Origin of the sequence: Subsaxibacter sp. CAU 1640 (assembly GCF_023156585.1) — a bacterium.
Taxonomy (GTDB): domain Bacteria; phylum Bacteroidota; class Bacteroidia; order Flavobacteriales; family Flavobacteriaceae; genus JBPOFM01.
Map to the genome: position 1 here is coordinate 410,246 of NZ_JALNMI010000005.1, position 26,657 is coordinate 436,902.

Genomic DNA, 26,657 nt, shown 5'->3' on the forward strand with positions numbered 1-26,657 from the left:
CGCAGAATTTAAAACAATAAAATGGCAACGAACAGAACATTTACAATGCTTAAGCCAGATGCTGTCGAAAAAGGACACATAGGCGCAATATTAGAAAAAATCAATGCTTCAGGATTTAGAATTGTCGCATTAAAACTAACACAAATGACAACTGCTGATGCAAAGGCTTTCTACGCTATACACAGTGAGAGACCTTTCTTCGGAGAGTTGGTTGAATACATGACACGTGGACCGATTGTTGCTGCAATTTTGGAAAAAGAAAATGCTGTCGAAGATTTTAGAACTTTGATAGGCGCTACAAATCCTGCTGATGCTGCTGAAGGAACCATTCGTAAATTATACGCTGCTTCTATTGGCGAAAATGCTGTACATGGAAGTGATAGCGATGAGAATGCTGCAATTGAAAGCGCTTTCCATTTTTCAGGTAGAGAGCAATTTTAAATATCACATATTAATTGAAATTGAAGCCTGCAATGAACGTTGTGGGCTTTTTTATTTTCGAGAATTTCAATCATTATGTTGATACAAAGATTTTTATTTACATTTACGACCTTTAAATATTACCTATGAAAATATCTACTTGGATACTATCCTTCGTTTTGACAATTAGTTCTTTTGCTCAAGCTCAAAATAGCCAATCAAAAATTACTGAATTAAAGCGTGAACATCATGCCATTGTTACGCAAAATTCAGTCACAGGTTTGGCTGAATTTGTCAGATTTCCTATTGGTAACGCAATGACACTGAACGGTGCCACTTTAAAGCAGAAGGCACTTTATTTTCTTCAAAACTTCAAGGAGATTTATAATATCGATTCAGTTGAAGAGACGTTAGTCTTTGATAAAATTCAAATAGACAATTACGGTTTAGAGAATGTAATTTTTAAACAAGTTTATCAAGGTGTCCCGGTTTTTGATGGTCAATTGCGTTTTCATTTCAATTCAAATAAAAAGTTAACTGCCATTAATGGAAATTATATTCCTGGAATTTCTAAATTAAAGCATGAACCATATTTGAGTCATATGCAAGCTCAAACTATTGCGCTGGAAACGATATCAAATCAAGGGTTGAATATTTCTGGACAGCCTCTACTACTAGGAACGCCATTATTATATGTTTTTCCGAAAGGTCTGTTGCAAGGGCATGTAGAATCAATTTATCTAACATATGAAATTGAAGTTTACAACAAGTTAGATGTTAGAGAATTTATATATATCAATGCTCACTCTGGTGAGCTAGTAGAGCAATTTACAGGCATGGCACATGCTCTTGACAGAAAAATTTATGAAAATAATACGAACAATTTAATATGGCAAGAAGGAAGCCCGTTTCCAGGTACACTAACCATCTGGCAACGTAATGAGGTTGAAGCCTCTGGGCACGTCTATAATTTCTTTAAAAATGCTTTTGGATATGTGTCTTACAATGGCGCTGATATTACAATGAGGACTATTAACAATAATCCAAATATATTTTGTCCAAATGCAAATTGGAACGGTTATACAGCAAACTATTGTGACGGTACAGCTTCTGATGATGTTATTGCTCATGAATGGGGCCATGCATATACACAATATACAAGTGGTTTGATTTATGCCTATCAATCTGGCGCTATCAACGAATCTTACTCTGATATTTGGGGAGAAACTATTGACTTGCTTAATAATTATGAAGATGTTGGGGAAAACCTAAATATACGGACAACAACTGCATGTAATTCTGCAAGATGGAAAATTGGAGAAGATGCCTCGGCATTTGGCAGTCCAATTAGAGATATGTGGTATCCACCATGTAAAGGAGATCCTGGTAAGGTCACTGATGGTCAATACAGTTGTGGTGACTTTGATTCGGGTGGTGTGCATATCAATTCAGGTATTCCTAATCATGCTTATGCGCTATTGGTGGATGGAGGCTTTTATAACGGGCAAACTATTAATGGAATTGGATTTGTTAAGGCAGCACATATTTTTTGGAGAGCTCAAAATGTATATTTAACGCCTACCAGTGATTTTGCCGCTTTGGCGGATGCTTTAGAGGCGGCGTGCACGGATTTAATAGGGATAAATCTACAAGGTTTGTCTACAACTGGCACCGCTGCAGGTCTTTCAGGTCAAATTATCAATGCTTCGGACCTCCAAAGTCTGGTCAATGCTCTTTTGGCTGTCGAGTTAAGAATAAATCCAGATGCCTGTGGTTATGCACCAATATTGGCAGCAACCCCTCCTTTGTGTGAAGCAGCAAATACCAACCCAATATTTTTTGAAAATTGGGAGTCAGGGACAGACGTTTGGACTGTCACTCAATTGCCATCTAATGCGAATACCTGGCAACCTAGAGATTGGACTGTTACATCGTCTTTACCACAAAATAGAACGGGCAATGCTATGTTTGGTCCAGATCCAATAAATGGAAATTGCACTTCAGATCTAGAAAATGGCATCATCAGGTTGGAAAGCCCCTTGATTTCGATTCCGAATGTTACAACAGGTAATTTTGAGCTTGCGTTCAACCATTACGTTGCCACCGAGAACCAATGGGATGGTGGTAATTTAAAAATTCGGGTAAACAATGGGCAGTGGACTTTGGTTCCAAGTAATGTGTTTATACAAAACCCCTATAACAGTTACATCAACACTGCCGCACAAGGAAATGATAATCCTATGCAGGGAGAACTTGCTTTTACGGGCACCGATGGTGGCTCTTTAACAAGTACCTGGGGACAAAGTGTTGTTAATTTGTCACTGTTGGGAGTAGGGCCGAATTCTACTGTTCAATTTAGATTTGAATTAGGTACTGATGGTTGTAATGGGAATGATGGTTGGTACATTGATGAAATCATTGTTTACAATTGTACATCAACACTTTCTGTGACGGATTATGATAATTTGTCCAATGCGATAAAAGTTTTTCCAAATCCTTCAAATGGAAAGATTGTTTTGAAAAAAGTTCAAAATATCAATTTATCAACAGCTAAAATTTTTGATATCAACGGCAGATTGATCTCTACTTTAGATTTGACATCCTTAAGTGACGAGTTGGAAGTTGATATTACCAAATATAATTCTGGAATGTATTTTATGAGAATAAATACCGTCAATGGACAAATCACAATAAAGCTGATAAAAAACTGACGTTGAATAAATCATGAAAATCCCACATCAAACCTGTGGGATTTTTTTTGTCTTTATACATAGATAAATAAATAGACAAATAAAAATAGTCTTTTTTGTCATTTTTTATGTCGTTCATCGAATTTTTTATCAAAATCATAAGGTAATGTTAAAATATTTATATATTTATCCGTTCCCAAGGCATCTACAATAGATTATCTCTTGAATATGTTATGGCTGTCCCTAAATTTAAGGACTTACCTACAGCTATTAACTAATTATTAAATCTTTTCTTATGAAAAAAGCTTACAAATTCTTTAGGGGGATGATGCTTTTACTGTGTTGTTTCGGCACTATTTCGGTATTTTCCCAAACCTTTAATGGTACGGGAGGTGCTATACCAGACAATGGTTGCGCAACCCCATCTGAATTTTCTATCACTGTGAGTGGAGTTGCTTCAGGAGCTTCACTTGTTGATGTAGGAATTAATATTCAGCACTTGTTTACGGGTGATTTGGATATTTATTTAGTGGCTCCCAATGGAGCTGTATTAGAGCTGTCTACTGATAACGGTGGAGGTGGAGACAACTATGTGGGTACTCATTTTACACCTACTGCCTCTCAAAATATCACGGCCGGCTCTGCACCTTTCACTGGTAATTATTTGCCTGAAGGTAACTTCTCTACAGTCGCAGGACAAACTAATGGTTTATGGAAGTTAAGGGTATGTGATGATGACGCTCTTATCAGTGGTACAATGGGAGCATGGTCACTGACTTTTGGAGCTCCGCCTCCTCCATCTTACTGTTCTTCTGTACCATCGTCAAATGATGGAGCGGGAATCACAAATTTAACTTTAGGTACAACGGCTTTTACTATCCCAGATGTTACTTATCGAGATTTAACAGCATCGCCTGTAACCTTACAGCAAGGTCAAAATGTTAATGTTCAAATTAGATTTGCAACTGGTTATACATATGATTCACACATTTGGATTGACTTTAATGACAATTTTACATTTGAAGCTTCTGAACGTGTTTATTCTGGTACTTCAGCCAGTACCAATCCAACTATTTTAAACGCTTCTTTTCCTTTGTCTGCTACTGCGACAGTAGGCGCACATAGGATGCGTATCGGAACAGCTGATAGCGGTCAGGCAACTCCAAACCCTTGTTATAGCGGCACGTATGGTGTTACTATCGATGCTACGGTCAATATAATTGCACCTTTGTGTACAAGTGCCACTGTTGGTGCTTCCGCATTAAGCCCAGATTGTAGTAACAACCGTTTTTATGTCAATGTGAACGTTACTGCGGTAAATGATGCAACAGGTTTCTCGGATGGTACGAACACCTTTCCTATTACGAGTGGTGTAAATCAAGTAGGACCTTTCACTAATGGTTCTTCTTTCACATTGTCAGTAGTTCATGCAGAAGCAGCTTGTAACTTTAACGTTGGCTCGTTTTCTTATAATTGTCCACCAGCTAATGATGTTTGTAGTACTGCTGCTCAAGTTACTTGTGGCTCAAGTGTGTCTGGTTCTACTCAATATGCAAATAATGAAACTTCCATTCCTTTCTGTGGTGCTTCATCAACAACAGCTAAAGGCGTTTGGTATACAATGGAAGGTACTGGGGGAGATATTGTTGTTTCCACAGCGGGCTCTGCTTATGACACAAAATTATTTGTTTATGATGGAAGTTGTGGAGCATTAAATTGCGTTGGGGGTAATGACGATGTAGCTACTGGAATATTGTACTCGGAGGTAACATTTGAATCTGTTGCGGGTCAAAGATATTACATTTATGTAACTGGTTTTAGTTCTGCAAATGGTAACTATAATCTATCTGTAAACTGTGTTTGTGAAGCTGAATTTAATGATGATTGTGCAACAGTTTATAGTGGTTATGCACCTTCTTCATCAACTACTTTAACTGCGGTTGGACAATTCGGTATAGCTCCTTACACTTATGCTTTGAGTGATGGGCAATCCAACAATACAGGTGTCTTTACAGTATCTCCTACAGCTACAACGACATATGAAGTAACCATTACCGATGCTGCAGGTTGTATGTCTACAGCAGAAACTACAGTGGTTGTGGTAGATGTTCAGTGTGCATCCGGTAATGGCAACAATGAGGCTAAAGTTACTATATGTCATGGCGGCAATGAAATTTGCGTATCACCAAATGCAGTGCAAGCGCATTTAAATCATGGTGATGCATTAGGAAGTTGTGGAACTCCAACTTGTGAAACTACACCGCTGTGTGATGCTCAATTAAAAGTTCCTGCTCCTGGCGCCACTAATGTCAGTACGGATGTTGTGCTTGCATGGGGTGCAGCAACTGGTTATGTTAATGGTTATTATCTTTCTATAGGTACAACGCCTGGAGGTACTGACATACTAAATAATCTAGATGTCGGAAATACTTTAACATATGATCCTGAATTAGAATTTGGTACGGTTTATTATGTAACTGTGACAGCTTATAATAATAATGGAAATGCGGTAGATGGTTGTCAAGAATCAAGTTTTACAACAGAGCAATCTCCTTGGTGTGCATCTGCGACAGAGATAGCTTGCGGCGATACTGTTAATGGTAATGTTTTTGACGGTATGGTAAACGAGTATTTATCAGCTTGTGGCCCTACTATAAATGATATGCCTGGTGTTTGGTATAAAGTTCAGGGTACTGGATATAGTATAATTGCAAGTACCTGTGAAGGGACTAATTTTGACACAGTAATAGCTGTTTTTTCTGGGGATTGTGGGTCTATATCATGTTATGCTAATGATGATGATTCATGTGACGGTGGTGTTGGAAGCACCCTTGCTTCTGAAGTTGAATTTGAGACTCAATTAGGTTCGACATATTATATCTTTGTCACACCTTTCTCCAGTTTTACTTCTAACCCTGGACCATTTACACTATCATTAACATGTGCTGGTCCTCCACCACCAAATCAAGCCTGTTTGGATGCAGTAGGGATTTCTTGTGGGCAGTCTACAACAGGTAGCACGGTTGGATATGAGATCAATGATTTTGATACTTGTGTAACTTCTCTTAACACTGCGCCAGGCAGATTTTATAAAGTTGAAGGTACAGGTAGCGATATTACTGTAAATACTTGTGGCTCTAGTTATGATACCAAATTAGGTATATTTAGAGGCGATTGTGCTGGTTTGATTTGTGTAGCAGGCAATGATGACGCTCCTTCAAGTGCTTACTGCGGAGGTAGTTTTACAACGCAATCTTCAGTGACATTCTCTTCGCAAGCAGGAACAGTTTACTACATATATGTGACGGGTTACTCTTCAAATGCAGGAAATTTTGTTCTTAATGTTAATTGCGGTGCTCCTCGTGTTGCTGATCCATTGGCTTGGACAATGTATCCAAACCCTGCAACTAGAGGTGAAGTTCAATTGGATTTGACAAGTTACTTGAACCAAGATTTGGGCATCCAATTGATGGACTTCTCTGGTAAAGTGTTGAGTAATGAGTCTATCATGAATCTTCAAAACCCACGTTACAACATTAAAACAGGAAACATGTCTAATGGTATGTATTTCGTGCGTATTGCAAATGAAAATGGTGTATCCACCAAAAAATTGATTATTGCTAATTAGATTAAAATAATTAATTAAAACCCAGCAGTTTTTGCTGGGTTTTTTTATTTAGTCTTTTACAATTATGCATAAAAAAAGCCTGCAAAATAATTTTGCAGGCTTTTTGATTTTTAAAAAAATTAATGCGTATATGTTAAATTACTTTTACGTTTACTGCGTTTAATCCTTTTTTTCCTTCTTTAAGTTCGAATTCGACTTCATCTCCTTGACGAATTTCATCAATCAATCCAGAAATGTGTACAAAATGTTCCTTTTTAGAACCTTCTTCAACGATAAAACCAAAACCTTTAGTTTCGTTGAAAAACTTTACTGTGCCTTTGCCCATTGTAATGATAAGTTGTTAAATTAATTATAGAATCTTAAGCAAATATAACTCCATAAAAATTAACAATATATTATTTTGATGAATTTATTTTAAACTGGTTTAGCGAAGTACTAATTTTTTAATGACGTCCTTACCAATAGATTCATTCAGCATAGAAATAATTTTTTCTTTTCCATAGCTCAATTCTTCCCGAAGTACACTTGAGCTCAACTGAACATACAGGGTGTCGCGTTCCAATTGAACAGCTGTAGTGTAATTATTTACACCATTTCCCATCATTTTGGCCCAAGCATCTTGCACGTTCACTTTGTCCAAACCGTTTTGAAGCCGATTGGCATCAACAAATTCTTTGATAATATCGCTGATAGGTAAGTGGTCGTTATTTCTTTTTGCCATTAGTTAAGTTCTAAAGGTTCGTATCTTTTGTAGGTATAACGTAATTTTGCCTGATTTTGTATTACTATTTGGTCTTCGGAAACATCGAGGATAGTCTCTTTCCATTTGGAATACGGCGTGGAGTAGTAGATATTCAAACTGTCGTTTTCAATCTTAATTTGTAGCGCTTCGGCATTTTCTGATGTGGAAAACGTTCCGTCAAAATTAGGCTTCATTTTCTTTCTAAAGCCAATCAAACTGTCATTCACTTCAAAAAAATCGATAGTCTCACTAAAGGTATATTCTCGCTTCGAACAGTCAGCAAGTGTTACTTCCTTGATTTCCCAATAACCATTCATATAGCTTATATTGTCTTCAAGATTATCAGCACACCCAAAAACTACCATCAATAACAAAAGGGCAATTATTTTTTTCAAAGTTTGAATATTTTATAGGATTGATGAATCTGCTTTACCACATCTTCTGTACGTTCTGCGTGCGTGTCGCTGATAAACAATTGCCCAAAATGCTCATTATCTACCAGTTCAATGATTTGCGCCACACGGTTTTCATCCAATTTATCAAAAATATCATCCAAAAGCAAAATAGGAGGAACTCCACTTTGCTGTTTGATAAAGTCAAATTGTGCCAATTTCAAGGCTACTAAAAACGATTTTTGTTGTCCTTGACTTCCAAATTTCTTGATAGGGAATTCTTCAATTTCAAAATTCAAATCATCTTTATGTATGCCGACACTTGTGTATTGTAATGCTTTGTCTTTATTGATGTTTTCTTTCAGAAGATCATTTAATTCACCATCAAACAAATCACTTTTATAACTCAAGTTAACCACTTCATTTTTATTGCTGATGGCGTTGTATCTCGATTTAAAAATAGGAATGAAGGTTTCCAAAAAATCATTTCTGGTCTTGAAAATTTCGGTTCCGTAGGTGTGCAACTGTTCATTATAAACCTGAAGCGTCTGCGCATTGAACGTATTGTTTAGAGCAAAATATTTTAAAAGTGCGTTGCGCTGCGCCAATACTTTATTGTAATTGATAAGGTTGTTGAGGTACTGTTTGTCGCTTTGCGAAATGACACTGTCAATAAATTTTCGTCTCGTTTCACTTCCTTCAATAATTAAATCTCTATCAGAAGGAGAAATGATTACCAACGGAATAAAACCGATATGGTCGCTAAATTTCTCGTAAGGCTTTCCGTTGCGTTTGATAAGTTTTTTCTGCCCTTTTTTAAGAGAAACGATGATTTTTTCGACGCGCTCTTCTTTTTCAAAAACACCATCAATCACAAAAAAATCTTCATTGTGTTTGATGTTTTGTGTTGCAACTGGATTAAAATAACTTTTTCCAAAGGCTAGATGGTAAATGGCATCCAACACATTGGTTTTTCCCACACCATTGGCACCAACAAGACAGTTGATTTTTGAATCAAACTTAAAGGATTGGCTCTCAAAATTCTTATAATTGACCAATGAAAGCGTATTTAAAACCATAGAAAATGAATCTGACGAAGATGTGTTATTGACTTTTACGTAAAAAGAACTGCAAATTATTGAAAAATAACAAATAATTTGCCTTTTAAATACCAATAAAAATTTTATTTTTGCGGCGCACAAAATGAGAATACATGGCAACTTATAAGAAGAGAGGTTACAAACCAAAAACCAAAGAAGAAAAAGAAGAAGTTTTAGAACAACACTCAACTACTGCTGAAGTTTTCAACACGTTAGATGACAAAGCTTCAAAAACTGAAGAGTGGGCGGTTAGAAATCAAAACTACATCATGATTGCTGTAGGAGCCATAGCTGTTGTAGTTTTGGGGTATTTGGGTTATAACAAATTTGTGGCAGAGCCAAAAGCAAGTGAGGCCATGAATGAAATGTTTCAAGCACAAAAGTATTTTGACCAAGCTGTGAATGGTACTGCAAAAGATTCTTTATACACGTTGGCATTAAATGGTGGTGAAGGAAAGTTTGGCTTTTTGGATATTACAAATGAATATAGTGGAACTCCAGCGGCAAATTTGGCAAATTACTATGCAGGTATGGCTTATTTGAATCTTAAGGATTATAAAAATGCTATAAAATATTTAAGTGAGTTTTCAAGTGATGATGTGATGTTAGGACCGATTGCTAAAGGTGGTATTGGAGATGCGTTTGTGCAATTGAATCAGCCAGAAGATGCTTTAGGATATTATGAAGAGGCTGCAAATATGAACACCAATGACTACACGACACCTATGTATTTATTTAAAGCTGCAAACGTGGCAATGAAATTGGGCAAGACAGAAAAGGCATTGGAAAACTATAAAAGAATCAAAGATGAATTCTCTACTTCTAGTGAAGCGTCAAACATCGATGTGTTTATAGGAAGAGCAGAGGCAAGCTTATAAGATGGCTACAAAAAATCAAAATTTATCGTCTTACGATAAAGCTACAATCCCAAATGCGAAGGACTTTCGGTTTGGGATTGTTGTTTCAGAGTGGAACAGTAATATTACCGATAATCTTTTTAAAGGTGCTTTTGATACCTTGATAGAACATGGCGTTCAAAAGGATAACATTTTGCATTGGAGTGTTCCAGGGAGCTATGAGCTTATCTATGGAAGTAAAAAAATGCAGTATAAGGTTGATTGTGTCATTGCCATAGGAAGTGTCATCCAAGGCGATACCAAACATTTTGATTTTGTTTGTGAAGCCGTCTCTCAAGGCATCAAAGATTTAAACGTCCTGCACGATACACCTGTAATTTTTTGTGTATTGACAGATAACACCATGCAGCAAGCTATTGACCGTTCTGGTGGTACGCATGGTAACAAAGGTGTTGAAGCTGCAGTTGCGGCCATCAAAATGGCTACGCTTCGTAAGAATTCTTAATTTTAGTCTACAGTCGTCAATCTACACCATCCTGTCATTCGACTTCGGTCTTTCTTTGTTAACAATTTTTAGGAGTTCAAAGATGGGTTTTTCCTTGTATTTTAAGTAAATTTGAGAAGTTTAAGATTTTATTAGTGAGTCTATTCAAACAGCACAGAAATAAACGTTTCAGTTATACGCCTAAACATCTTAAAGATGAGGACATTCAAATTAGGCAACAGTTGCAAACCAATAGACAAAAAACCAAACATCTGTCAAAATATCGCAGTAAATCATCATCTTCATTGTTGTTGTGGCTGCTTATTTTGGGTATGATAGTTGTGTTATGGTTTGTGTTAGACAACTATAAAAATTAGAAATCATGGGAATTTTCAAAACACGCGCCAACAAAAAATTTAGTTATACACCACGTTATTTTGAAGGAGAAGGTAATCCTTATGAAATAAAGCATAAGTTTGATGACTTCAGAAAGACTGTTGGAAAGACAAATCTTAAAGGGAAGTTTAACAATGCGATGGATGATTATAAAAACCAAGATCCTACGGTCAATCGTCGAATATTTATCATTGCTGGTGTTTTGATTTTAATTTTTCTGTTGATTATCGGTTTTGATTTGTCAATTTTCTTTCCAAAAGGCTAATGGCTGACATCATTCAACTTTTACCCGATCATGTTGCCAACCAAATTGCAGCAGGCGAAGTCGTTCAGCGTCCTGCCTCTGTGGTCAAGGAATTGTTGGAGAATGCTATCGATGCTGATGCTACAGTCATCAAATTAATCATTAAAGATGCTGGTAAAACTCTGATTCAGGTCATTGATAATGGCAAAGGAATGAGTGCTACTGATGCACGATTGAGTTTTGAACGCCACGCTACTTCAAAGATTCGAGCAGCTGAAGATTTGTTTAGCCTTCACACCAAAGGTTTTCGAGGTGAAGCACTTGCTAGTATTGCTGCCATTGCTCACGTCGAACTCAAAACCAAACAAGAAAAAGACGAACTTGGAACACAAATAACCATCGAAGGAAGTGAGGTAACGTCCCAAGAAGTTGTAGTAACACCTAAAGGCTCATCCATTTCTGTTAAGAATCTATTCTTTAATATACCTGCTAGACGAAATTTTTTGAAATCAAATACGGTTGAAACTCGACATATCATTGACGAATTTCATCGTGTGGCTTTGGCGCATCCTGCTATTGCTTTTTCAATGTATCACAATGGGAGTGAGGTGTTTCATCTTCCCGTGAGTAAATCGCGTCAACGGATTGTCAATATTTTTGGTGGTAAAACCAATGAAAAATTGGTGCCAGTAGAGGAAGCTACCGAAGTGGTAAAAATCTCTGGATTTGTAGGGAAACCTGAATTTTCAAAAAAATCAAAGTCAGAGCAATTCTTTTTTGTGAATGACAGATTTATTAAGAGTCCGTATCTCAACCATGCGGTCAATGCGGCTTATGAAGGCCTATTGCGGGATGGCAATCAGCCAGCTTATTTTCTTCATTTGAGTGTGGACCCAAAATCCATCGATATCAATATTCATCCTACTAAAACCGAAATAAAATTTGATGATGAACACACCTTATATGCGATTTTGCGTTCATCCATCAAGCATAGTTTAGGTCAGTTCAACATTGCGCCCGTTTTGGATTTTGAATACGATGGCAACCTCGATACGCCTTATGATTACAAGGATAAAGGGATTACGAATCCGACAGTCGAAGTCGACCGGAATTTTAATCCTTTTGTGGAACAGAAATCTTCTGGCAAGCAAATAACAGCTTTTAGAAAGCAGACTCCTAATAATTGGGACAGTCTGTACGTCGGTTTGGAATCGAAAGGAACACGAGTTGAAAGCGATTTTAGCCAAATTGAATTTGAAAGCGAGGAACGAACTGGTTCAATTTTTAAGGATGATTCTAGCGTTGATGAAGTTCAGAAAACCTATCAACTTCACAACAAATATGTGATTAGCACTGTAAAATCTGGAATGTTGGTGATAGATCAGCATAGAGCACACCAACGGATTTTGTACGAAGGTTTGTTGAAGAGTATGACTGTGAAAGAAGCCGTGAGTCAGCAGTTGTTATTTCCGTTGCAGCTTCATTTTTCTTCAAATGAAATGACCATTTTGAAGCAATTGAAGGATGACCTGGAAGCCACAGGATTTGTATTTTCAAAATTCAATAGTGAAAGCATAGATGTCATCGGTGTTCCCGTAAATGTGCCTGATAGTGAAGTATCCATCATTTTGGAACAATTGATTAGCGATGTCGAACAGGAAGTGCCTGATAGTCATTTTAGTGCTACTGATTTATTGGCAAAGTCGATGGCAAAAAGTTTGGCGATAAAAACTGGTCAATCGTTGAACAATACAGAACAGGAACATCTGGTCAATAGCCTATTTGCCTGTAAAGAACCTTCGGTATCACCTACCAACCGACCTACATTTGTCACCTTAACAGTTGATGAATTGGATAAAAAATTTATGTAATTTAGATAAAAAATCAATTATGAGAGGCATTACGGATACTGTTAAGCACCTTTTAATCATCAATGTTTTGATGTTCATTGGGACGATGACTATTGGCAATGGTGAATTATTCTATAAATGGTTTGCGCTGTATTTTCCAAAAAATGAAATGTTCCAACCTTGGCAGTTAGTGACTCATATGTTTATGCACGGAGGATTGACACATATTCTATTTAATATGTTTGCATTGTGGATGTTTGGAACTGCCGTTGAGCAAGTTTTTGGTGCTAAAAAATTTATTATATTTTATCTGTTTTCAGGGTTAGGAGCTGCTTTGATAATGCTAGGTTTTTATTATTTTAAGTATCTTCCTTCAGAAGGCGCTCTTTTGGAATCAGGTATGTCATTAAATGAAATTCATCAGGCGTTAAGCACAAACAAAGTAAGTGAAGCTGTGAGTGAAATGCAGCGTATGGAACTTCAAAAAATGTTTCCGATATTCAATTCGACTATGGTTGGTGCTTCTGGAGCTATAATGGGAGTGTTGGTGGCTTTTGGAATGCTTTTCCCAGAATCTAAATTGATGCTGATATTTCTGCCGATACCTATAAAAGCTAAATATTTTATTCCTGGAATTATTGCTTTGGATTTGTTTTCAGCTATCACTGGACAATCTATTTTCAGTCCTAGTAATACAGCATTTGCCGCACACGTAGGAGGTGCACTTACAGGATTTATTTTGATGTGGTTTTGGAAAAAGAACGAATCGGATAAATATCGCTGGAACTAAATGAGTCTATCTCAAGACATACAATTTAAATTGAAACGTCTTAACGCACTTGAATTGATTATCTTAATCAATGTTGTGGTGTTTGTGATTGGGTTTTTAATGGATCGAGTATTTGGTGTCGATGACAGTCTGCATTGGTTAAAATTACCGAGCGATTTTTTTGATTTTCTTTATAAACCGTGGACCATTATCACCTACGGTTTCGCGCATTATGGATTTTTCCACATTTTGTTCAATTTGTTGGTACTCTATTTCGTTTCTCGAATTGTTTTGAATCTGTTCAAGCCAAAAATGGCATTGAGCATTTATTTTCTGGGAATTATCTTCGGGGGTTTGACGTTTTTGCTTGTTTACAATGTATTTCCAAAAAGCATTTTAAACCCCGCAATAGGCTTGGTAGGAGCTTCAGCGGGCGTTAGGGCTTTATTGATTTTTATTTGTGCCTATATGCCGAATACTGAAGTGAGATTGGCATTTTGGAATATTAAACTGATGTATATAGGAACTGCTTTAGTAGTTATTGATGTTATAGGACTTTTTAGCACCAATCAAGGTGGAAGTGTGGCGCATTTGGGCGGTAGTTTGCTTGGTTATGTTTACGCGATGCAATTGGCAAAAGGAACTGATATAGGTACAGGTTTTCAAAAGTTGATGGATTGGATGGAAAATTTATTTACATTCAAGAAACAATCACCTCTAAAAACAGTCTATAAAGGAAAGTCAAGCACAGTAGTGGGTCATACTAAAACTGAATTTAAAGAGTTTAATAAGCAAAAACAGATTGACCTTATTCTGGACAAAATAAGTAAAAGTGGTTACGAGAGTTTGACAAAAGAAGAAAAGGAATTTCTGTTTAAAGTAGGAAAAGAATAAACACTATGAAGAACCTGAAGCTATTTGATAAATTGGTATTCTTCGTCAATAGCATTGCAGCGGTCTTATTATTCCTTTCCTATATTCTGCCTTATTTCGAACCTAAAAAGTTTGCATTTCTATCCGTTTTGAGCTTAACGGTTCCGTTTTTGATTCTTTTGAATATATTGTTTGTAGTTTACTGGCTTCTCAAGGTGAAAAAACAACTGTTGCTTTCGCTTATTGTCATTTTGATCGGCTACAAATACATCACCTCACTATATAAATTCTCTTCGTCTAAAAATGTGGATGATTCAGAGAATATTTCCATTATGAACTATAACGTTCGACTATTTAATGTTTTTAAATGGATTCCGAATGAAGGTATTGACAAACAGATTGTTGAATTTATAAATGATAAACAACCAGACATTTTAAGTATTCAGGAATATAGACGTGATGATGACATCAGTTTTTCTGGTTATCACAAATTTGAAGAGATTGCTGGTGACAAAGTGAAAAATGGACAGGCAATTTTATCCAAGTTTCCGATTGTGAATTCCGGTTCCATTGAATTTCCTGAATCTTATAACAATGCGATTTTTATTGATGTTGTCAAAGGAAAGGATACCATCCGAGTTTATAATGTACATCTTCAGTCGATGAAAATCGATGCCAATGCTGATGCTCTTGTAAAGGAAACCTCCGAAAATCTATTCAAAAGCGTGAGCAAAACGTTTACAATGCAGCAGTTTCAGACGGAATTGTTTTTGATGCATAAAAAGCAATGTAAGTATAAAATGATTATCTGCGGAGACTTTAACAATACGGCATATTCATACGTTTATAAGGAAATTAAAGGTGATTTGCAGGATGCCTTTGTCGAAGCAGGAAACGGTTTCGGAAGAACCTTTGATTTTAAGTTTTTTCCTGTTAGAATTGATTTTATTTTGGTGGATGAAGCCTTTGAGATCAATAGTTTTAAGACATTTGATGTGTCGCTATCTGACCATTACCCGATTATGAGTCGAATAAAATTGAAATAGTTTTATGGGCTCTACATCATAGCGCAGTCTGTAATATCTGCGATGATATGAATGCATAATCCCAGGCCAATCAATCGTGTTTTTTTAAAAAGAGTTAGAATCACGTACACGATCATCGCATAATAGGTGTGTAGCGGATGAAAATTAATGCTGCAACGTTCTGGGTCAAATAAAGGTGTTGCCAAAAGATGATCTAAATCTATGAGCATTCCCAAAATCATAATAAGATATGCCTTTTTCCAATTGCTCTTGAATAACAGCAGGGCTACAACCAGAGGCAAGCCAAAATGAATTCCGTAATGTACAATGGGTTGAAACATTATAACAACGATTGTGCTTCCAAGTATAGTGTCGCATTCGGACCTTCATTGCAAATCAAATCCAAAATGCTCAAATTGGGAATAAAACCGTGCTTGTCATCAAATACCTGAACGTAAGGTTTAAAATCCTGGACAATCTCTTTTCGGTTATCCGCCAAATATCTATAATCTTGAAAATTTTGAGGTTTTTTTTCGAAAGATTTGGTGGTTTCAAATTCAATCGGAAGCTCCAGGCTATCATAGATTGTCTCTAAACATTTGAAATTGAAATCCAATAGGTATTTGTACTTTTCAGTGAACAAAGGCAAAAAATCATACTCGTAAAATTCAAAAAAAGGAGAACTGCTATAAGCTGATTGAATCGATTTCCAATGAAGATCTTGCCAATTCTCATCATTGGAAATGACGATATCTTTATAAAGTTGTCGGTTTTTTTGCGAGTACACTACAGGTATGGTCAATGGCAACTTTCCATTGGCATCATAGATAAACATTCGGTTTCTATAGGTCTGCTTTTGATAATTGTCACAGACTTCAAACGTTACGTTTTTAGCATTGACAATGGCTACAAATGTGGCAATACTTGGAAAATAGGTAGGGTGTACTAATACTCTATACATTGGAAATAAAATTACCAATCCACGTATAAGCAATGAACATAATACCAACTACAATTCCTGTTGATGCCATGGGATATCCCATCAAAAACCCGCCGAAACAAATGATAAACATGATACTTCCATAAGTCATATTCAAGAATCTACTTCTTTTAATTAGTGTAGAAGTTGCCCTGGTAAAAGGTAATATAACTGCCAAAAAAGTCAAACTAAAGAGAATTAAGTAGTCTTCAGATATGAAAAGTGAACATAAAAAAGTAATTAAAGAGAGACATAGAAGAGCAAAAAGAAGCTGCCCCGTAAGTTTTTCTTGTTCATCCAAGAGATATTTTCCGAACTTGTCAAACATTAAAATCATATTTGACAATGGATCCATAATCCATGTGCCTAGTGCGAACAAAAGATATAAGATGATCAAAGGAAACGCAAGATATGTGAGTCCACTGGCTGTAAGTACTTTTAATGAAAATCTATATACCAAGTAAATACCTATAATAACCAGCCATTGATTTTTAGTCGATTTATTACTGATCCAAAAAGCATATCTCAAATACAGATTATAAACCCAATTTTTTGATTTTACCGCTTGAGACATACCGCTTCGTGCATAATCTAGATTGGGATTTAGGGAAAGAGCTTCCTTAAAATGCTCGAATGCTTTTTTCCGATTGTTATTTTCTAAATAGCTCCAGCCAGCATTGGCGTGAGAGTATGCATTGTCAGGGTTGTCATGTAAAAGAGAATTAATGGTTTCGCTCACTTCCGACTTTCTATTAAGTTTTGTCAGGGCAGTAGTTCTAGCATTCAGACAAAAGGTAGACTTGGAATCTATTTTTAGGCCTTCATTGGCATACTCAAGTGCCTGTTCATATTTTTTCTTGTTAATCAAGACATATGCTTTTTGTCCAAAATGATTTTCTTCATAAGGATTTAATTCAATTGCCTTATCAATCATTAATTCTGCTTCTTTGCTATTATCTTTATGAAGATATATTTGGGATAGTAGGAGGTATATGCCATCATGGTTTGGTTCCTCAGAACGCAGGTCAATTGACTGTTGAAGTGCTTTATCAATATCATTATTCTGAAAATGACATTGAGCTAAAAGATACTTGGCTAAATAATTATCATTGTCATCAGATATAGCTGCCAACAGGTAAGGGATAGAATCTTTATATCTACCCATTTCGAAAAATTGAATTCCTCTTTCTAGGTTAGAATTCTCCATATTATTTTTTAATCTTTAAATAATATAGAATATCATCATAGAGACCTGAATCATTGGCGTAAAGAGCGTAGTTTTTAGCAGAATTGAACCATTCTTTTGTTGAGGGCTTCATTTTTGAAAAAGATTTTATCAAATCTTTTGTAGTCAGCGGCTTCGGAATCCCCTCTTTGAAAGATTCCATAAGTTTATCTTCAATAGCCAAATCTATACTTGCCTTAATATCAGCACCAGAATAATCATTTGTCTTTTTTGCCAATGTTTTTAGATCAATATCATGAATAGGTTTTTCCTTTAGCTGTATTTGGAAAATTGATTTTCTCGCCTCTTCATCTGGGGGTGATACGAAAATAATTCTGTCAAAGCGTCCAGGTCGTCTAAAAGCCGGATCAATAAACCAAGGCGCGTTAGTTGCGCCCAAAACTAGAATACCGTCATTGTCAGAATCAATACCATCTAATTCCGATAAAAACTGATTTATGACGGTTCGACCAGCAGTTTTATTGATGTCGTTTCTATTGGCGCCTAAAGCGTCTATTTCGTCTATGAAAATAACACATGGTTTATTCTTTCTGGCGGTTTCGAATATTTCGTGTAAATTTTTTTCAGAATTGCCAAGCCACATATCCAGTATATCATTGATACCGACATTAATAAAGTTTGCATTGATTTCGCCAGCAGTTGCTCGAGCAATATGGGTTTTACCACAGCCTGGTGGTCCATATAAAAGTATACCTCCACCAATTTTTTTACCGTAAGCCTTGTATAAATCTTTGTGAGTTAATGGTTTTATGATTTTTAAATCAATTTCTTCTTTTATTTTTTCCATACCTCCAACATCTGAAAAATTGATATTTGGTTTTTTCAAAAAACCCTGAACATCTTCATCATAATCTGGTTGCTTGTTTGTAAGAGGTACTTTGAATGTAGTGTCAAATTCAGGATTCAAATAATTGCTGTCTTTTTCAAGAATCGATTTGTAAATTTCCAATGCTTGGGAATTTTGGTTTAGCTTCAATAAACAAGAACAATATAGTTCCATATATAAAATGTCTTGAGTTTTTTCAACTAGTTCTTCAAGAATTACTTCTGTTAGGTTAAATTTCGATTGCTCAAAATAGCATTTTGCGAGAAGATATTTGTTCTGATTACTATCGTCTTTTTCAATTACCTTGATTAAGTGTTTTTCAGCTTCTGTAAAGTTTAAATTATTCATATATAACTTTGCGATCTGCAATCTCAATGGAACATTTTCGGGTGAAAATTCCAAAGCAGTCAAAAGACTTCCTAATAAAGAATCATCCATAATTTTAAGCTTTTTTACGCTTCTTTCTGTATGTACTCCATCCAAATAATAAAAACCCAACAATCACAGCAGGAATCAGATAAGAAACTGGTTTTCCGCTACCTCCAACAGTAGTGAAGAATCGTTCCCAACGTGGTTTTCCATTTGCCCAACTCATCCAGATAAACACAGGCTTACCGACCACGTGGTCAAAAGGTACAAATCCCCAATATCTAGAGTCTTGCGAGTTGTGACGATTGTCACCCATCATCCAATAATAATCTTTTGTAAAGGTAAAAGTCGTTGCTACTTTTCCATCAATGCTGATTTGATTGCCATTGACCGAAAGTTCATGACCTTCATATTCAGTGATGGCGCGTTTATATAACGGCAACACTTCAGGGGTTAAGTTGATGGTGGCACCAGCTTTAGGAATGTATAATGGTCCAAAGAAATCGTTGTTCCAAGAATAACCAGGATCTTTCGGGAATATCTGTGAATTTGCCTCACCCAAAGAGTCTTTTCTCACTGTGATGCTCTCTACATTTGGATGGTTTTTCAAACGGCTAACGGCTTCATCTGAAGCAGCAAACACGAATAACTTTTGAGTTTCAGGGTCTAATCCCATTCCATCCGTAATATCGTATCTATTCAACAAATCATAAGCCTGTTCATTCGTGGAGATACCTTTAAACTGTATGTCATATGAAAATTGAATTTTTGATCTATCTGGCAACACATTCTTCTTCCCATTGATGTAGACATAACCATCTTTAATCGATAGCGAATCGCCAGGAAGACCAACGCAGCGTTTGACATAGTTTGTTTTCTTGTCAATTGGTTTGTAATAATATTTGTCGGTATGATACATATCTAACATAGTATCAACAGGCCAGTTGAAAACTACGATGTCGTTTTGTTTTATTTTTTGAAAACCAGGAAGCCTCATATACGGCAATTGCGGATAAGGTAGATATGATTTTACTTTCGCTACAGGAATGGTGTCGTGAACCATTGGCGCTGCAACAGTCGTCATCGGTAACCTTGCTCCATAATGCATTTTGCTCACAAACAAAAAGTCACCAACCAATAATGTTTTTTCCAATGATGATGTAGGAATGGTAAATGGCTGAATAAAATAGGTGTGAACAATAGTTGCAGCCACAATTGCAAACAAAATGGAACTTACCCAATCACCAGCGGCTGATTTAGGATGAAGACTTCTATCTTTGATATGATGCACATCCAAAGCATAGTTGATATAATAGATGTAAAAGCCAAGTGTTACTACAGCCAAAAGTGTATCTAATCCAGAGTTTCTGCCAAAACTACGAGCTGTTTCGACCCAAACCACAGGAAACATAATCAAGTTAACGATTGGCACAAAAAGCAAAACGGTCCACCACCAAGGTCGATTGATGATTTTCATTAGAACCACAGCATTATAAACTGGCACAAATGCTTCCCAAGCCTGTCTTCCGGCTTTTTGATAAAGTTTCCAAGTGCCTAGTCCGTGAAGAACCTGAACTACCAAGAAAAATAGTAACCATTGTGTAAGTGTCATCGTATAGTGTTTAGTTTATGTTGATTAGTTGGTTGAAATATAGTGCAAAACACTCATTCCAAAAGGTCGAAACCTGACAAATATATTGTAATTCTGAAATTGAAGATTGAAATCCATCGATAAGTTAACCAATGTTTAACACATCTTTCATTGTAAAAATACCCTTTTTACCGAAAATCCATTCGGCAGCAATGACAGCGCCAAGTGCAAAACCTTCTCTGCTATGAGCAGTATGTTTAATTTGTATGCTGTCTATGGTGGAATCATAAGAGATTTCGTGAGTTCCGGGAACGTTCTCGATGCGTTTTGCAACAATTCCCAGCTCTTTCTCATTCGGTTTGTCCAGTGTCCAAGAATTATAATCAGAATTGTTGATGATATCCTTGGCAACGGAAATTGCAGTTCCGCTAGGAGCGTCCAGTTTTTGTGTATGATGAATTTCTTCAATACTCGCAGTATATTCTGGCAATCGGTTCATCAATTTTGCAAGTGTTTTATTCAATTCAAAGAAGATGTTCACGCCAAGACTGAAATTCGAAGCATACAAAAATGTTCCTTGTTGCTTTTTGCATAATTCAACAATGGAATCGTAGTGTTCCAGCCAACCAGTTGTTCCTGAAATGACAGGTACATCTTGTTTCAAACATTGAGAAATATTTTCAACGGCTGATGTCGGCACACTAAAATCTATGGCAACATCCACATTAGAAAGGTTATAGTTTTTGTCTTTGCTTGTGGTTTTTAAGACAATGGTGTGTCCTCTTTGAATAGCTATCTTTTCGATGGCCTGTCCCATCTTACCATATCCAAGTAAGGCGATATTCACTGGCTAAAATTTAAAATTTAAGGTAAGGCCCAAATCTGTTGCATTTTCTTGCTCGTTGTATTGAAAATGAGGTTTGAGAGCCAAGTTCTCATCTACGTTATATTGCAACAAATGTGCATCTACATTGGCATCAATTATATTCAAGGCGTAAATACCAAATGTGATTAGTAACGATAATTCTTTATTCTGTTTTAAAGTCTTCTGGGCTCGTTGAAGTCCATCAGTTGTGACCCGACCGTAGAATTCATCGTCTGTATATCCTGCCAACCTTCGCTTGTAGGCATCTCTGTAACGATTGTATTGTTTGTCGTTTCTTTTATAAAAATAAATGCCAGTAGCAATTCCTCCAACAGCAATAGGTATTTTCCAATATTTTTTGTTGTAAGCTTGCCCTAATCCAGGCAGTATGGCGGAATAAAAGGCAGCTTTAGAAGGAGAAAGAACATCCAGTGGTTCTCTTACAATATCTTCTGTAACCACCAATTCTTCAGGCATAGCATTGGGAATACTATCATTTTCAACTTGCGAAAAGCTGAAAAAAGTGATGAGACAAAAAAAGATGCTATGGACAAATCTATTTAGCACTTTGAACTAATTTTTTAATACGATTAAAATCTTCTTCCGAATGAAAAGGAATGGTTATGCTTCCTTTGCCATTCTTACCGACTTTAACGTTGATTTTGTGTCCAAAGTATTCAGAAAATTCTTTAATGCCCTTTTTAATGTATTTAGGCAACTCTTCTTTTTCAGAAGGTTCAGCTTTAAGTTCAACACTAACTTTGCTCGTAGCGTGATAATTTTTCACCAAAGCCTCCGTGTCTCTTACCGATAATTGGTTAGTGATAATTTTTTCATAAATATCCAATTGACTGCTTTGGTCTTCAATATTGATAATCGCACGACCGTGTCCCATTGAGATAAATCCATCTCTCATTCCTGTTTGGATGATTGGGTCCAATTTTAGCAATCGCAGATAATTGGAAATGGTGGAGCGTTTTTTGCCCACGCGCTCACTCATTTGTTCTTGGGTAAGGTTGATCTCATCAATCAGACGTTGATACGAAAGTGCAATCTCAATTGGGTCTAAATCCTGGCGCTGAATGTTTTCAACCAATGCCATTTCAAGAGACTCCTGGTCGTTTGCGATTCTGATGTATGCAGGAATGGTTTCAAGGCCAATTAATTTTGAAGCTCTAAAACGGCGTTCTCCAGAAACCAATTGGTATTTATTGAAATCTAATTTTCTTACAGTAATAGGCTGAATAACACCCAATTCTTTAATGGAAGATGCCAATTCTCGCAAGGTTTCTTCATTAAAATTGGTACGAGGCTGAAATGGATTGATTTCGATGGCTCCCAATTCCAATTCCACGATATTGCCAATAACCTTGTCGGCGTTTTTGTCTTGAACAGATTTTATATCATTGGATGGGTCCTTTAAAAGAGCCGACAGTCCTCTTCCAAGTGCCTGCTTTTGTGTTGCCTTCGCCATTAGTTCGCCTGTTTTTTGATAATTTCCTTTGCTAAATTTAAGTAATTTGAAGCACCTTTGCTGCTTACATCATAATTGATGATACTTTCTCCATAACTTGGTGCTTCACTTAAACGCACATTTCGCTGAATGATTGTTTCAAAAACCATATCACTGAAGTGTTTTTGGACTTCTTCAACAACTTGGTTGGAAAGTCTTAAACGCGAATCATACATCGTCAGTAACATTCCTTCTATATCCAAATTTGAATTGTGAATGCGTTGTACACTTTTGACGGTATTAAGCAACTTTCCAAGACCTTCAAGCGCAAAATACTCACATTGAATAGGAATAATCACAGAATCGGCAGCTGTCAAAGCATTCAAGGTCAATAAACCCAATGAAGGTGCGCAATCGATAAGAATAAAATCATAAGAAGATTTCAAGTGTTCCATTGCTTTTTTAAGCATATATTCTCGTTCTTCTTTATCTACCAATTCAATCTCAATAGCTACTAAATCAATATGTGCAGGAATGATGTCGACATTCGGTGCATTGGTTTTTTGAATGCATTCTTCTGCTGATGCAGAATGTTCAATCAATTGGTAAGAGCCCAATTCTACATTTTCAACATCTATACCCAATCCGGAAGAAGCGTTAGCTTGAGGATCAGCATCAATAAGCAATACTTTTTTCTCTAAAACACCCAAGGAAGCAGCAAGGTTTACAGATGTAGTAGTCTTTCCTACACCTCCTTTTTGATTTGCGATTGCAATGATTTTACCCATTAAATAGTTTGGTTTTTTACGACCGTAAAAGTACGATTATTTGTGAGTTTAAAAAATGTTACTTGTTAACAAATCAGGTTGAAATGCGATATAAAAAATAGGTGATGACGATGCATATGTAACAAAATAAAAAAACAGTGCCTTAACCAGACACTGTTTTATATTAAGAAATGATATGGTTATTGTTTTTCAGGCAATTGAATACCTACAATGTAACCATTGGTTAAATATTTTTTGGCAACCTTTTGAAGTCCTTCAACAGTCATGCTATTGACATTTTTTTCAAAGTCAAAAACTTTAGTGGCATCCATATCTTGATAATCAGCATTTTTCAACGTGCTCAACCAAAAACGATTTTCCTTTAAATCTTCTTTGTAATCTAAAATTTGAGATTCTTTAACTTTAGCAAGGTCTTTTTCCGTTGGACCTTCTTTTACCAATTTATCAACTTCGGCAAGTGCAGCAGCTTTTAACTTTTCAACATTTTCTGGACCACAAGGAAAACTGATGGTGAAAGTGTACCAACCATACGGCATTTTATTGATGTTTCCACTTGCGCCAGCACCATACACGCCACCTTCTTCTTCACGTAATTTTTCTATGAGTTTGATAGATAAAACTTCTCCCAAACTTTTCAATTCGTGGTCTTCCTTTTCGTTGTATTCTGTAGGTCCGTGGAAAGTGATTCTGACCATACTTTTCTCATCTTTACCTATTTCAACTATTTTTTCATGTTGACCTGTCAATGGTCTGAAATCGTCCACTTTATAAGACTCTTTAGAATTGGTCGATGGTAAATTGGCCAAATATTTTTCGCTGAATTCCACGAGTTTTTTCTCATCGATATTACCTACAAAATAAAATTTGAAATCGCCTGCATCAGCAAAACGCTCTTTGTATTTTTCGTATGCCAAATTATAATCTGCTTTATCCATTTCTTCTGGAGTAGGGAAGCCCATATATCTAGGACTGTCACCATACATAAACTTGCCCATTTCTACAGAAAAGAATGTTTGAGGATTGGAAAGCAAGTTGCCCATAAACGCTTTTTGCTTTTCGATGTATGATTTATACGCTTCTTCATCTTTGTTCAAAGCTGTGAAGTACAAGTGTGTCAATTGAAACAATTCCTCCAAGTCTTTTGGCGAGGCGTTACCAGAGATACCTTCACTATAAGTACTGATACTTGGTCTTACATTTACAATTTTACCAGACAATACTTTATTCAACTCGATTTTACCTATTCCATTCACACCAGCTTCAGCAAGTCCACCATTGGCATATGCTGTAGCTCTGTAATCATCAACTGAATACAGCGAATTTCCTCCATAACTGAACGCATCAAATAGTATTTCATCATTTTTAAAGTCGGTTACTTTGTAGGTCACAGTGGCTCCATTGCTTAATGTCAATGTTGTGGTGCCAAGCTTTTCGTCGGTTTTATAGTCTACAATGCTTCCTTTCGCAGGCAAGTCTGTAATTAGCGATGACGCGACGGCTTTATCTTCATATGGTTGAAGTTCGGTATTCTTAACACTTTCCAAAAGACTTCTTACTTCAGCTTCGGTAACTTTGGCAAGTCCTTCTTTTTCAGGTCCTGTTAACACGACTACACGATTATCCTCTTTTATGTAATCTTTTATCAATGCATTAACTTCATCCAAGGTAATTCCTGGCATGTTTTCTCTTTGAAAATTGTATTCCCACTCTATACCAGGCATTGGTACTTGCTCCAAATAATGACTTACAAATTCGCCGATAATTCTGTTGGATTCCGTTTTATCTTTGTCTTTATAAGCTTTTTCGTAATTAGCTAGGATGTCTTTTTTGGCACGCTCGAATTCACCTTGATAGAAGCCAAACTTGCGCACGCGCTCATTTTCTTCAAATAAGGTTTTCAATGCGTTGAGCTGACCACTTTCACTGGTCATAGCAAAAGATTGATAAGCTTCTTTGCTACGAGCATAGGTGCCACCATGATAGCTGAACCCATAAACAAAAGGAGGATTGGCGCTGTTGCGCAATTCGTCCAATCGGTTATTGATCATTTGAGAAAACAAAGACTCAACCATAGATTGTCTGTAGTCTTTTAAGGTTACTTCGGGTTTTGCATCTTCTTTATCTTTGAATAGCACCTGAACTTGTGCAAAAGATGCTTCTTTGTCAGATTCAATGGCAACAAAGGTTTCATTGTGATTAGGCATGTCAAAAACAGGTCTTGGTCTTGGATTTTTGACAGCTGGAATCTTCTCAAAATGAGCTTTGATTTTAGCTTCCAATGTTGCTACATCAATGTCGCCTACAGCCATCACAGCCATTAAATCCGGACGATACCAATCTTTGTAAAAACGTTTAAGACTTTCATATTTGAAACCTTCGAGTACCTCTTTTTTTCCAATTGGCAAACGGTCAGCATATTTAGAGCCATACAATACTTTCGGTAAGTAATTTTGACGCATACGTTCATCTGCTCCTTTTCCTAATCTATATTCTTCTAAAACTACGCCACGCTCGTTATCAATATCTTCATCTGTTAACAACGCATTGTGCGCCCAATCTTCGATAATTTGAAAACCTTTTTCAAGTTTTTCAGGATCGTCACTTGGAATTGGTAAAATATACACTGTTTCATCAAAACTGGTATAGGCATTTAAATGTGCTCCAAACTTGACACCAATGCTTTGAAGATAATCGACCAATTCATTTTTCTTGAAATTTTTGGTGCCGTTGAAGTTCATGTGCTCCATAAAATGAGCCAAGCCTTGCTGGTCATCATCTTCAAGAATGGAACCTGCATTTACTACCAAACGTAACTCTACTTTGTTTTCAGGTTTGCCGTTGTTTTGAATGTAATAAGTGATACCGTTTTTTAATTTTCCCATTTTAACATCAGGATTAAACGGAATATTTTCAGCGGCAACAGTAGTGGATGCTGTCTTAACGCTCTTGGTTTTCTGGCTAAAACCAATAAAACTAACCAACATGAAAGCCACAGATAGGCTCAATGTTGATTTTAAGGGATTTGAAATCATGTTTTTTTGAGTTTTTAAGTTAGAAATGACTGTTTTGC

Annotated in this window: 25 protein-coding genes; 11 read left to right on the top strand and 14 right to left on the bottom strand. The window is 36.4% G+C overall.

Annotated features, from left to right (window positions below):
* Window positions 1-21: 21 nt before the first annotated feature.
* The 3 genes from M0G43_RS14325 to M0G43_RS14335 all read left to right on the top strand — a co-directional run bounded on the left by M0G43_RS14325 (window position 22) and on the right by M0G43_RS14335 (window position 6,738).
* Window positions 22-441, top strand: coding sequence for a nucleoside-diphosphate kinase (locus M0G43_RS14325; protein WP_248027549.1), 420 nt, complete (start codon window positions 22-24; stop codon window positions 439-441).
* Window positions 442-566: 125 nt separating this feature from the next.
* A complete protein-coding gene (locus M0G43_RS14330) occupies window positions 567-3,131 on the top strand; it encodes a M4 family metallopeptidase (RefSeq protein ID WP_248027551.1) in 2,565 nt (854 codons plus the stop codon).
* Between the two features lie 274 nt (window positions 3,132-3,405).
* Window positions 3,406-6,738, top strand: a complete 3,333-nt coding sequence (locus tag M0G43_RS14335; RefSeq protein WP_248027553.1) for a T9SS type A sorting domain-containing protein — start codon at window positions 3,406-3,408, stop codon at window positions 6,736-6,738.
* A gap of 133 nt (window positions 6,739-6,871) precedes the next feature.
* On the opposite strand, the gene M0G43_RS14340 is transcribed toward M0G43_RS14335, so the two are convergent.
* The 4 genes from M0G43_RS14340 to recF form a co-directional block, all read right to left on the bottom strand.
* The gene (locus tag M0G43_RS14340) at window positions 6,872-7,063 is read right to left on the bottom strand and encodes a cold-shock protein (protein WP_248027555.1); all 192 of its coding nucleotides are present in this window, start codon (window positions 7,061-7,063) and stop codon (window positions 6,872-6,874) included.
* Between the two features lie 99 nt (window positions 7,064-7,162).
* Window positions 7,163-7,459, bottom strand: coding sequence for a DUF721 domain-containing protein (locus M0G43_RS14345; RefSeq protein WP_248027558.1), 297 nt, complete (start codon window positions 7,457-7,459; stop codon window positions 7,163-7,165).
* The gene (locus M0G43_RS14350) at window positions 7,459-7,875 is read right to left on the bottom strand and encodes a lipocalin family protein (RefSeq protein ID WP_248027559.1); all 417 of its coding nucleotides are present in this window, start codon (window positions 7,873-7,875) and stop codon (window positions 7,459-7,461) included. The genes M0G43_RS14345 and M0G43_RS14350 overlap by 1 nt, the downstream gene beginning before the upstream one ends.
* Window positions 7,872-8,951 (bottom strand): DNA replication/repair protein RecF, encoded by a 1,080-nt coding sequence (gene recF / locus M0G43_RS14355; protein WP_248027561.1) that lies wholly within the window; start codon window positions 8,949-8,951, stop codon window positions 7,872-7,874. Before recF ends, M0G43_RS14350 begins: the two co-directional genes overlap by 4 nt.
* A 134-nt stretch (window positions 8,952-9,085) precedes the next feature.
* On the opposite strand from recF, the gene M0G43_RS14360 reads away from it, so the two are divergent.
* The 8 genes from M0G43_RS14360 to M0G43_RS14395 all read left to right on the top strand — a co-directional run bounded on the left by M0G43_RS14360 (window position 9,086) and on the right by M0G43_RS14395 (window position 15,491).
* The gene (locus M0G43_RS14360; protein ID WP_248027563.1) at window positions 9,086-9,850 is read left to right on the top strand and encodes a tetratricopeptide repeat protein; all 765 of its coding nucleotides are present in this window, start codon (window positions 9,086-9,088) and stop codon (window positions 9,848-9,850) included.
* Between the two features lies 1 nt (window position 9,851).
* Window positions 9,852-10,334 carry a 6,7-dimethyl-8-ribityllumazine synthase gene (gene ribH / locus M0G43_RS14365; protein WP_248027565.1) on the top strand — a complete coding sequence of 161 codons (483 nt, stop codon included), beginning with the start codon at window positions 9,852-9,854 and terminating at the stop codon, window positions 10,332-10,334.
* A gap of 134 nt (window positions 10,335-10,468) precedes the next feature.
* Window positions 10,469-10,690 carry a hypothetical protein gene (locus M0G43_RS14370; protein ID WP_248027566.1) on the top strand — a complete coding sequence of 74 codons (222 nt, stop codon included), beginning with the start codon at window positions 10,469-10,471 and terminating at the stop codon, window positions 10,688-10,690.
* A gap of 5 nt (window positions 10,691-10,695) precedes the next feature.
* Window positions 10,696-10,974 carry a riboflavin synthase subunit beta gene (locus M0G43_RS14375; protein ID WP_248027569.1) on the top strand — a complete coding sequence of 93 codons (279 nt, stop codon included), beginning with the start codon at window positions 10,696-10,698 and terminating at the stop codon, window positions 10,972-10,974.
* Window positions 10,974-12,824 carry a DNA mismatch repair endonuclease MutL gene (gene mutL, locus M0G43_RS14380; RefSeq protein ID WP_248027571.1) on the top strand — a complete coding sequence of 617 codons (1,851 nt, stop codon included), beginning with the start codon at window positions 10,974-10,976 and terminating at the stop codon, window positions 12,822-12,824. The genes M0G43_RS14375 and mutL overlap by 1 nt, the downstream gene beginning before the upstream one ends.
* A gap of 19 nt (window positions 12,825-12,843) precedes the next feature.
* Complete coding sequence (locus tag M0G43_RS14385) at window positions 12,844-13,593, top strand: rhomboid family intramembrane serine protease (protein ID WP_248027573.1); 750 nt, start codon at window positions 12,844-12,846, stop codon at window positions 13,591-13,593.
* Window positions 13,594-14,466, top strand: a complete 873-nt coding sequence (locus M0G43_RS14390) for a rhomboid family intramembrane serine protease (protein ID WP_248027575.1) — start codon at window positions 13,594-13,596, stop codon at window positions 14,464-14,466. It abuts the gene before it with no gap.
* A gap of 5 nt (window positions 14,467-14,471) precedes the next feature.
* Window positions 14,472-15,491, top strand: coding sequence for an endonuclease/exonuclease/phosphatase family protein (locus M0G43_RS14395; protein ID WP_248027578.1), 1,020 nt, complete (start codon window positions 14,472-14,474; stop codon window positions 15,489-15,491).
* Between the two features lie 11 nt (window positions 15,492-15,502).
* Here M0G43_RS14395 and M0G43_RS14400 read toward each other — a convergent pair whose 3' ends face one another.
* The 10 genes from M0G43_RS14400 to M0G43_RS14445 form a co-directional block, all read right to left on the bottom strand.
* On the bottom strand, window positions 15,503-15,811 hold the full coding sequence (locus M0G43_RS14400) for a DUF6122 family protein (protein ID WP_248027581.1): 309 nt from the start codon (window positions 15,809-15,811) through the stop codon (window positions 15,503-15,505).
* Window positions 15,811-16,431 (bottom strand): WbqC family protein, encoded by a 621-nt coding sequence (locus tag M0G43_RS14405; protein WP_248027583.1) that lies wholly within the window; start codon window positions 16,429-16,431, stop codon window positions 15,811-15,813. The genes M0G43_RS14400 and M0G43_RS14405 overlap by 1 nt, the downstream gene beginning before the upstream one ends.
* Window positions 16,424-17,656: a tetratricopeptide repeat protein gene (locus M0G43_RS14410; protein WP_248027585.1), complete on the bottom strand. Its 1,233-nt coding sequence runs from the start codon at window positions 17,654-17,656 to the stop codon at window positions 16,424-16,426. The genes M0G43_RS14405 and M0G43_RS14410 overlap by 8 nt, the downstream gene beginning before the upstream one ends.
* Before the next feature lies 1 nt (window position 17,657).
* On the bottom strand, window positions 17,658-18,959 hold the full coding sequence (locus tag M0G43_RS14415; RefSeq protein ID WP_248027587.1) for an ATP-binding protein: 1,302 nt from the start codon (window positions 18,957-18,959) through the stop codon (window positions 17,658-17,660).
* 4 nt (window positions 18,960-18,963) lie between these two features.
* The gene (gene lepB, locus M0G43_RS14420; RefSeq protein WP_248027589.1) at window positions 18,964-20,502 is read right to left on the bottom strand and encodes a signal peptidase I; all 1,539 of its coding nucleotides are present in this window, start codon (window positions 20,500-20,502) and stop codon (window positions 18,964-18,966) included.
* 124 nt (window positions 20,503-20,626) lie between these two features.
* Window positions 20,627-21,328 carry a 4-hydroxy-tetrahydrodipicolinate reductase gene (gene dapB, locus M0G43_RS14425; protein ID WP_248027591.1) on the bottom strand — a complete coding sequence of 234 codons (702 nt, stop codon included), beginning with the start codon at window positions 21,326-21,328 and terminating at the stop codon, window positions 20,627-20,629.
* A gap of 3 nt (window positions 21,329-21,331) precedes the next feature.
* Window positions 21,332-21,913 carry a DUF5683 domain-containing protein gene (locus tag M0G43_RS14430; protein ID WP_248027593.1) on the bottom strand — a complete coding sequence of 194 codons (582 nt, stop codon included), beginning with the start codon at window positions 21,911-21,913 and terminating at the stop codon, window positions 21,332-21,334.
* Window positions 21,903-22,820 (bottom strand): ParB/RepB/Spo0J family partition protein, encoded by a 918-nt coding sequence (locus M0G43_RS14435; RefSeq protein ID WP_248027595.1) that lies wholly within the window; start codon window positions 22,818-22,820, stop codon window positions 21,903-21,905. Before M0G43_RS14435 ends, M0G43_RS14430 begins: the two co-directional genes overlap by 11 nt.
* Window positions 22,820-23,587 (bottom strand): ParA family protein, encoded by a 768-nt coding sequence (locus M0G43_RS14440; RefSeq protein ID WP_248027597.1) that lies wholly within the window; start codon window positions 23,585-23,587, stop codon window positions 22,820-22,822. Before M0G43_RS14440 ends, M0G43_RS14435 begins: the two co-directional genes overlap by 1 nt.
* Before the next feature lie 179 nt (window positions 23,588-23,766).
* Entirely contained in the window at window positions 23,767-26,619 is a 2,853-nt protein-coding gene (locus tag M0G43_RS14445; protein ID WP_248027599.1) for a M16 family metallopeptidase, read from the bottom strand.
* Window positions 26,620-26,657 lie beyond the last annotated feature (38 nt).

What these genes read in the sequence shown, in the direction of transcription:
- M0G43_RS14325 (WP_248027549.1), top strand. Translation starts at nt 22, where the DNA reads ATGGCAACGAACAGAACATTTACAATGCTTAAGCCAGATGCTGTCGAA.
- M0G43_RS14330 (WP_248027551.1), top strand. Translation starts at nt 567, where the DNA reads ATGAAAATATCTACTTGGATACTATCCTTCGTTTTGACAATTAGTTCT.
- M0G43_RS14335 (WP_248027553.1), top strand. Translation starts at nt 3,406, where the DNA reads ATGAAAAAAGCTTACAAATTCTTTAGGGGGATGATGCTTTTACTGTGT.
- M0G43_RS14340 (WP_248027555.1), bottom strand. Translation starts at nt 7,063, where the DNA reads ATGGGCAAAGGCACAGTAAAGTTTTTCAACGAAACTAAAGGTTTTGGT.
- M0G43_RS14345 (WP_248027558.1), bottom strand. Translation starts at nt 7,459, where the DNA reads ATGGCAAAAAGAAATAACGACCACTTACCTATCAGCGATATTATCAAA.
- recF (WP_248027561.1), bottom strand. Translation starts at nt 8,951, where the DNA reads ATGGTTTTAAATACGCTTTCATTGGTCAATTATAAGAATTTTGAGAGC.
- M0G43_RS14360 (WP_248027563.1), top strand. Translation starts at nt 9,086, where the DNA reads ATGGCAACTTATAAGAAGAGAGGTTACAAACCAAAAACCAAAGAAGAA.
- ribH (WP_248027565.1), top strand. Translation starts at nt 9,852, where the DNA reads ATGGCTACAAAAAATCAAAATTTATCGTCTTACGATAAAGCTACAATC.
- M0G43_RS14375 (WP_248027569.1), top strand. Translation starts at nt 10,696, where the DNA reads ATGGGAATTTTCAAAACACGCGCCAACAAAAAATTTAGTTATACACCA.
- mutL (WP_248027571.1), top strand. Translation starts at nt 10,974, where the DNA reads ATGGCTGACATCATTCAACTTTTACCCGATCATGTTGCCAACCAAATT.
- M0G43_RS14385 (WP_248027573.1), top strand. Translation starts at nt 12,844, where the DNA reads ATGAGAGGCATTACGGATACTGTTAAGCACCTTTTAATCATCAATGTT.
- M0G43_RS14390 (WP_248027575.1), top strand. Translation starts at nt 13,594, where the DNA reads ATGAGTCTATCTCAAGACATACAATTTAAATTGAAACGTCTTAACGCA.
- M0G43_RS14395 (WP_248027578.1), top strand. Translation starts at nt 14,472, where the DNA reads ATGAAGAACCTGAAGCTATTTGATAAATTGGTATTCTTCGTCAATAGC.
- M0G43_RS14400 (WP_248027581.1), bottom strand. Translation starts at nt 15,811, where the DNA reads ATGTTTCAACCCATTGTACATTACGGAATTCATTTTGGCTTGCCTCTG.
- M0G43_RS14405 (WP_248027583.1), bottom strand. Translation starts at nt 16,431, where the DNA reads ATGTATAGAGTATTAGTACACCCTACCTATTTTCCAAGTATTGCCACA.
- M0G43_RS14410 (WP_248027585.1), bottom strand. Translation starts at nt 17,656, where the DNA reads ATGGAGAATTCTAACCTAGAAAGAGGAATTCAATTTTTCGAAATGGGT.
- M0G43_RS14415 (WP_248027587.1), bottom strand. Translation starts at nt 18,959, where the DNA reads ATGGATGATTCTTTATTAGGAAGTCTTTTGACTGCTTTGGAATTTTCA.
- lepB (WP_248027589.1), bottom strand. Translation starts at nt 20,502, where the DNA reads ATGACACTTACACAATGGTTACTATTTTTCTTGGTAGTTCAGGTTCTT.
- M0G43_RS14435 (WP_248027595.1), bottom strand. Translation starts at nt 22,820, where the DNA reads ATGGCGAAGGCAACACAAAAGCAGGCACTTGGAAGAGGACTGTCGGCT.
- M0G43_RS14440 (WP_248027597.1), bottom strand. Translation starts at nt 23,587, where the DNA reads ATGGGTAAAATCATTGCAATCGCAAATCAAAAAGGAGGTGTAGGAAAG.
- M0G43_RS14445 (WP_248027599.1), bottom strand. Translation starts at nt 26,619, where the DNA reads ATGATTTCAAATCCCTTAAAATCAACATTGAGCCTATCTGTGGCTTTC.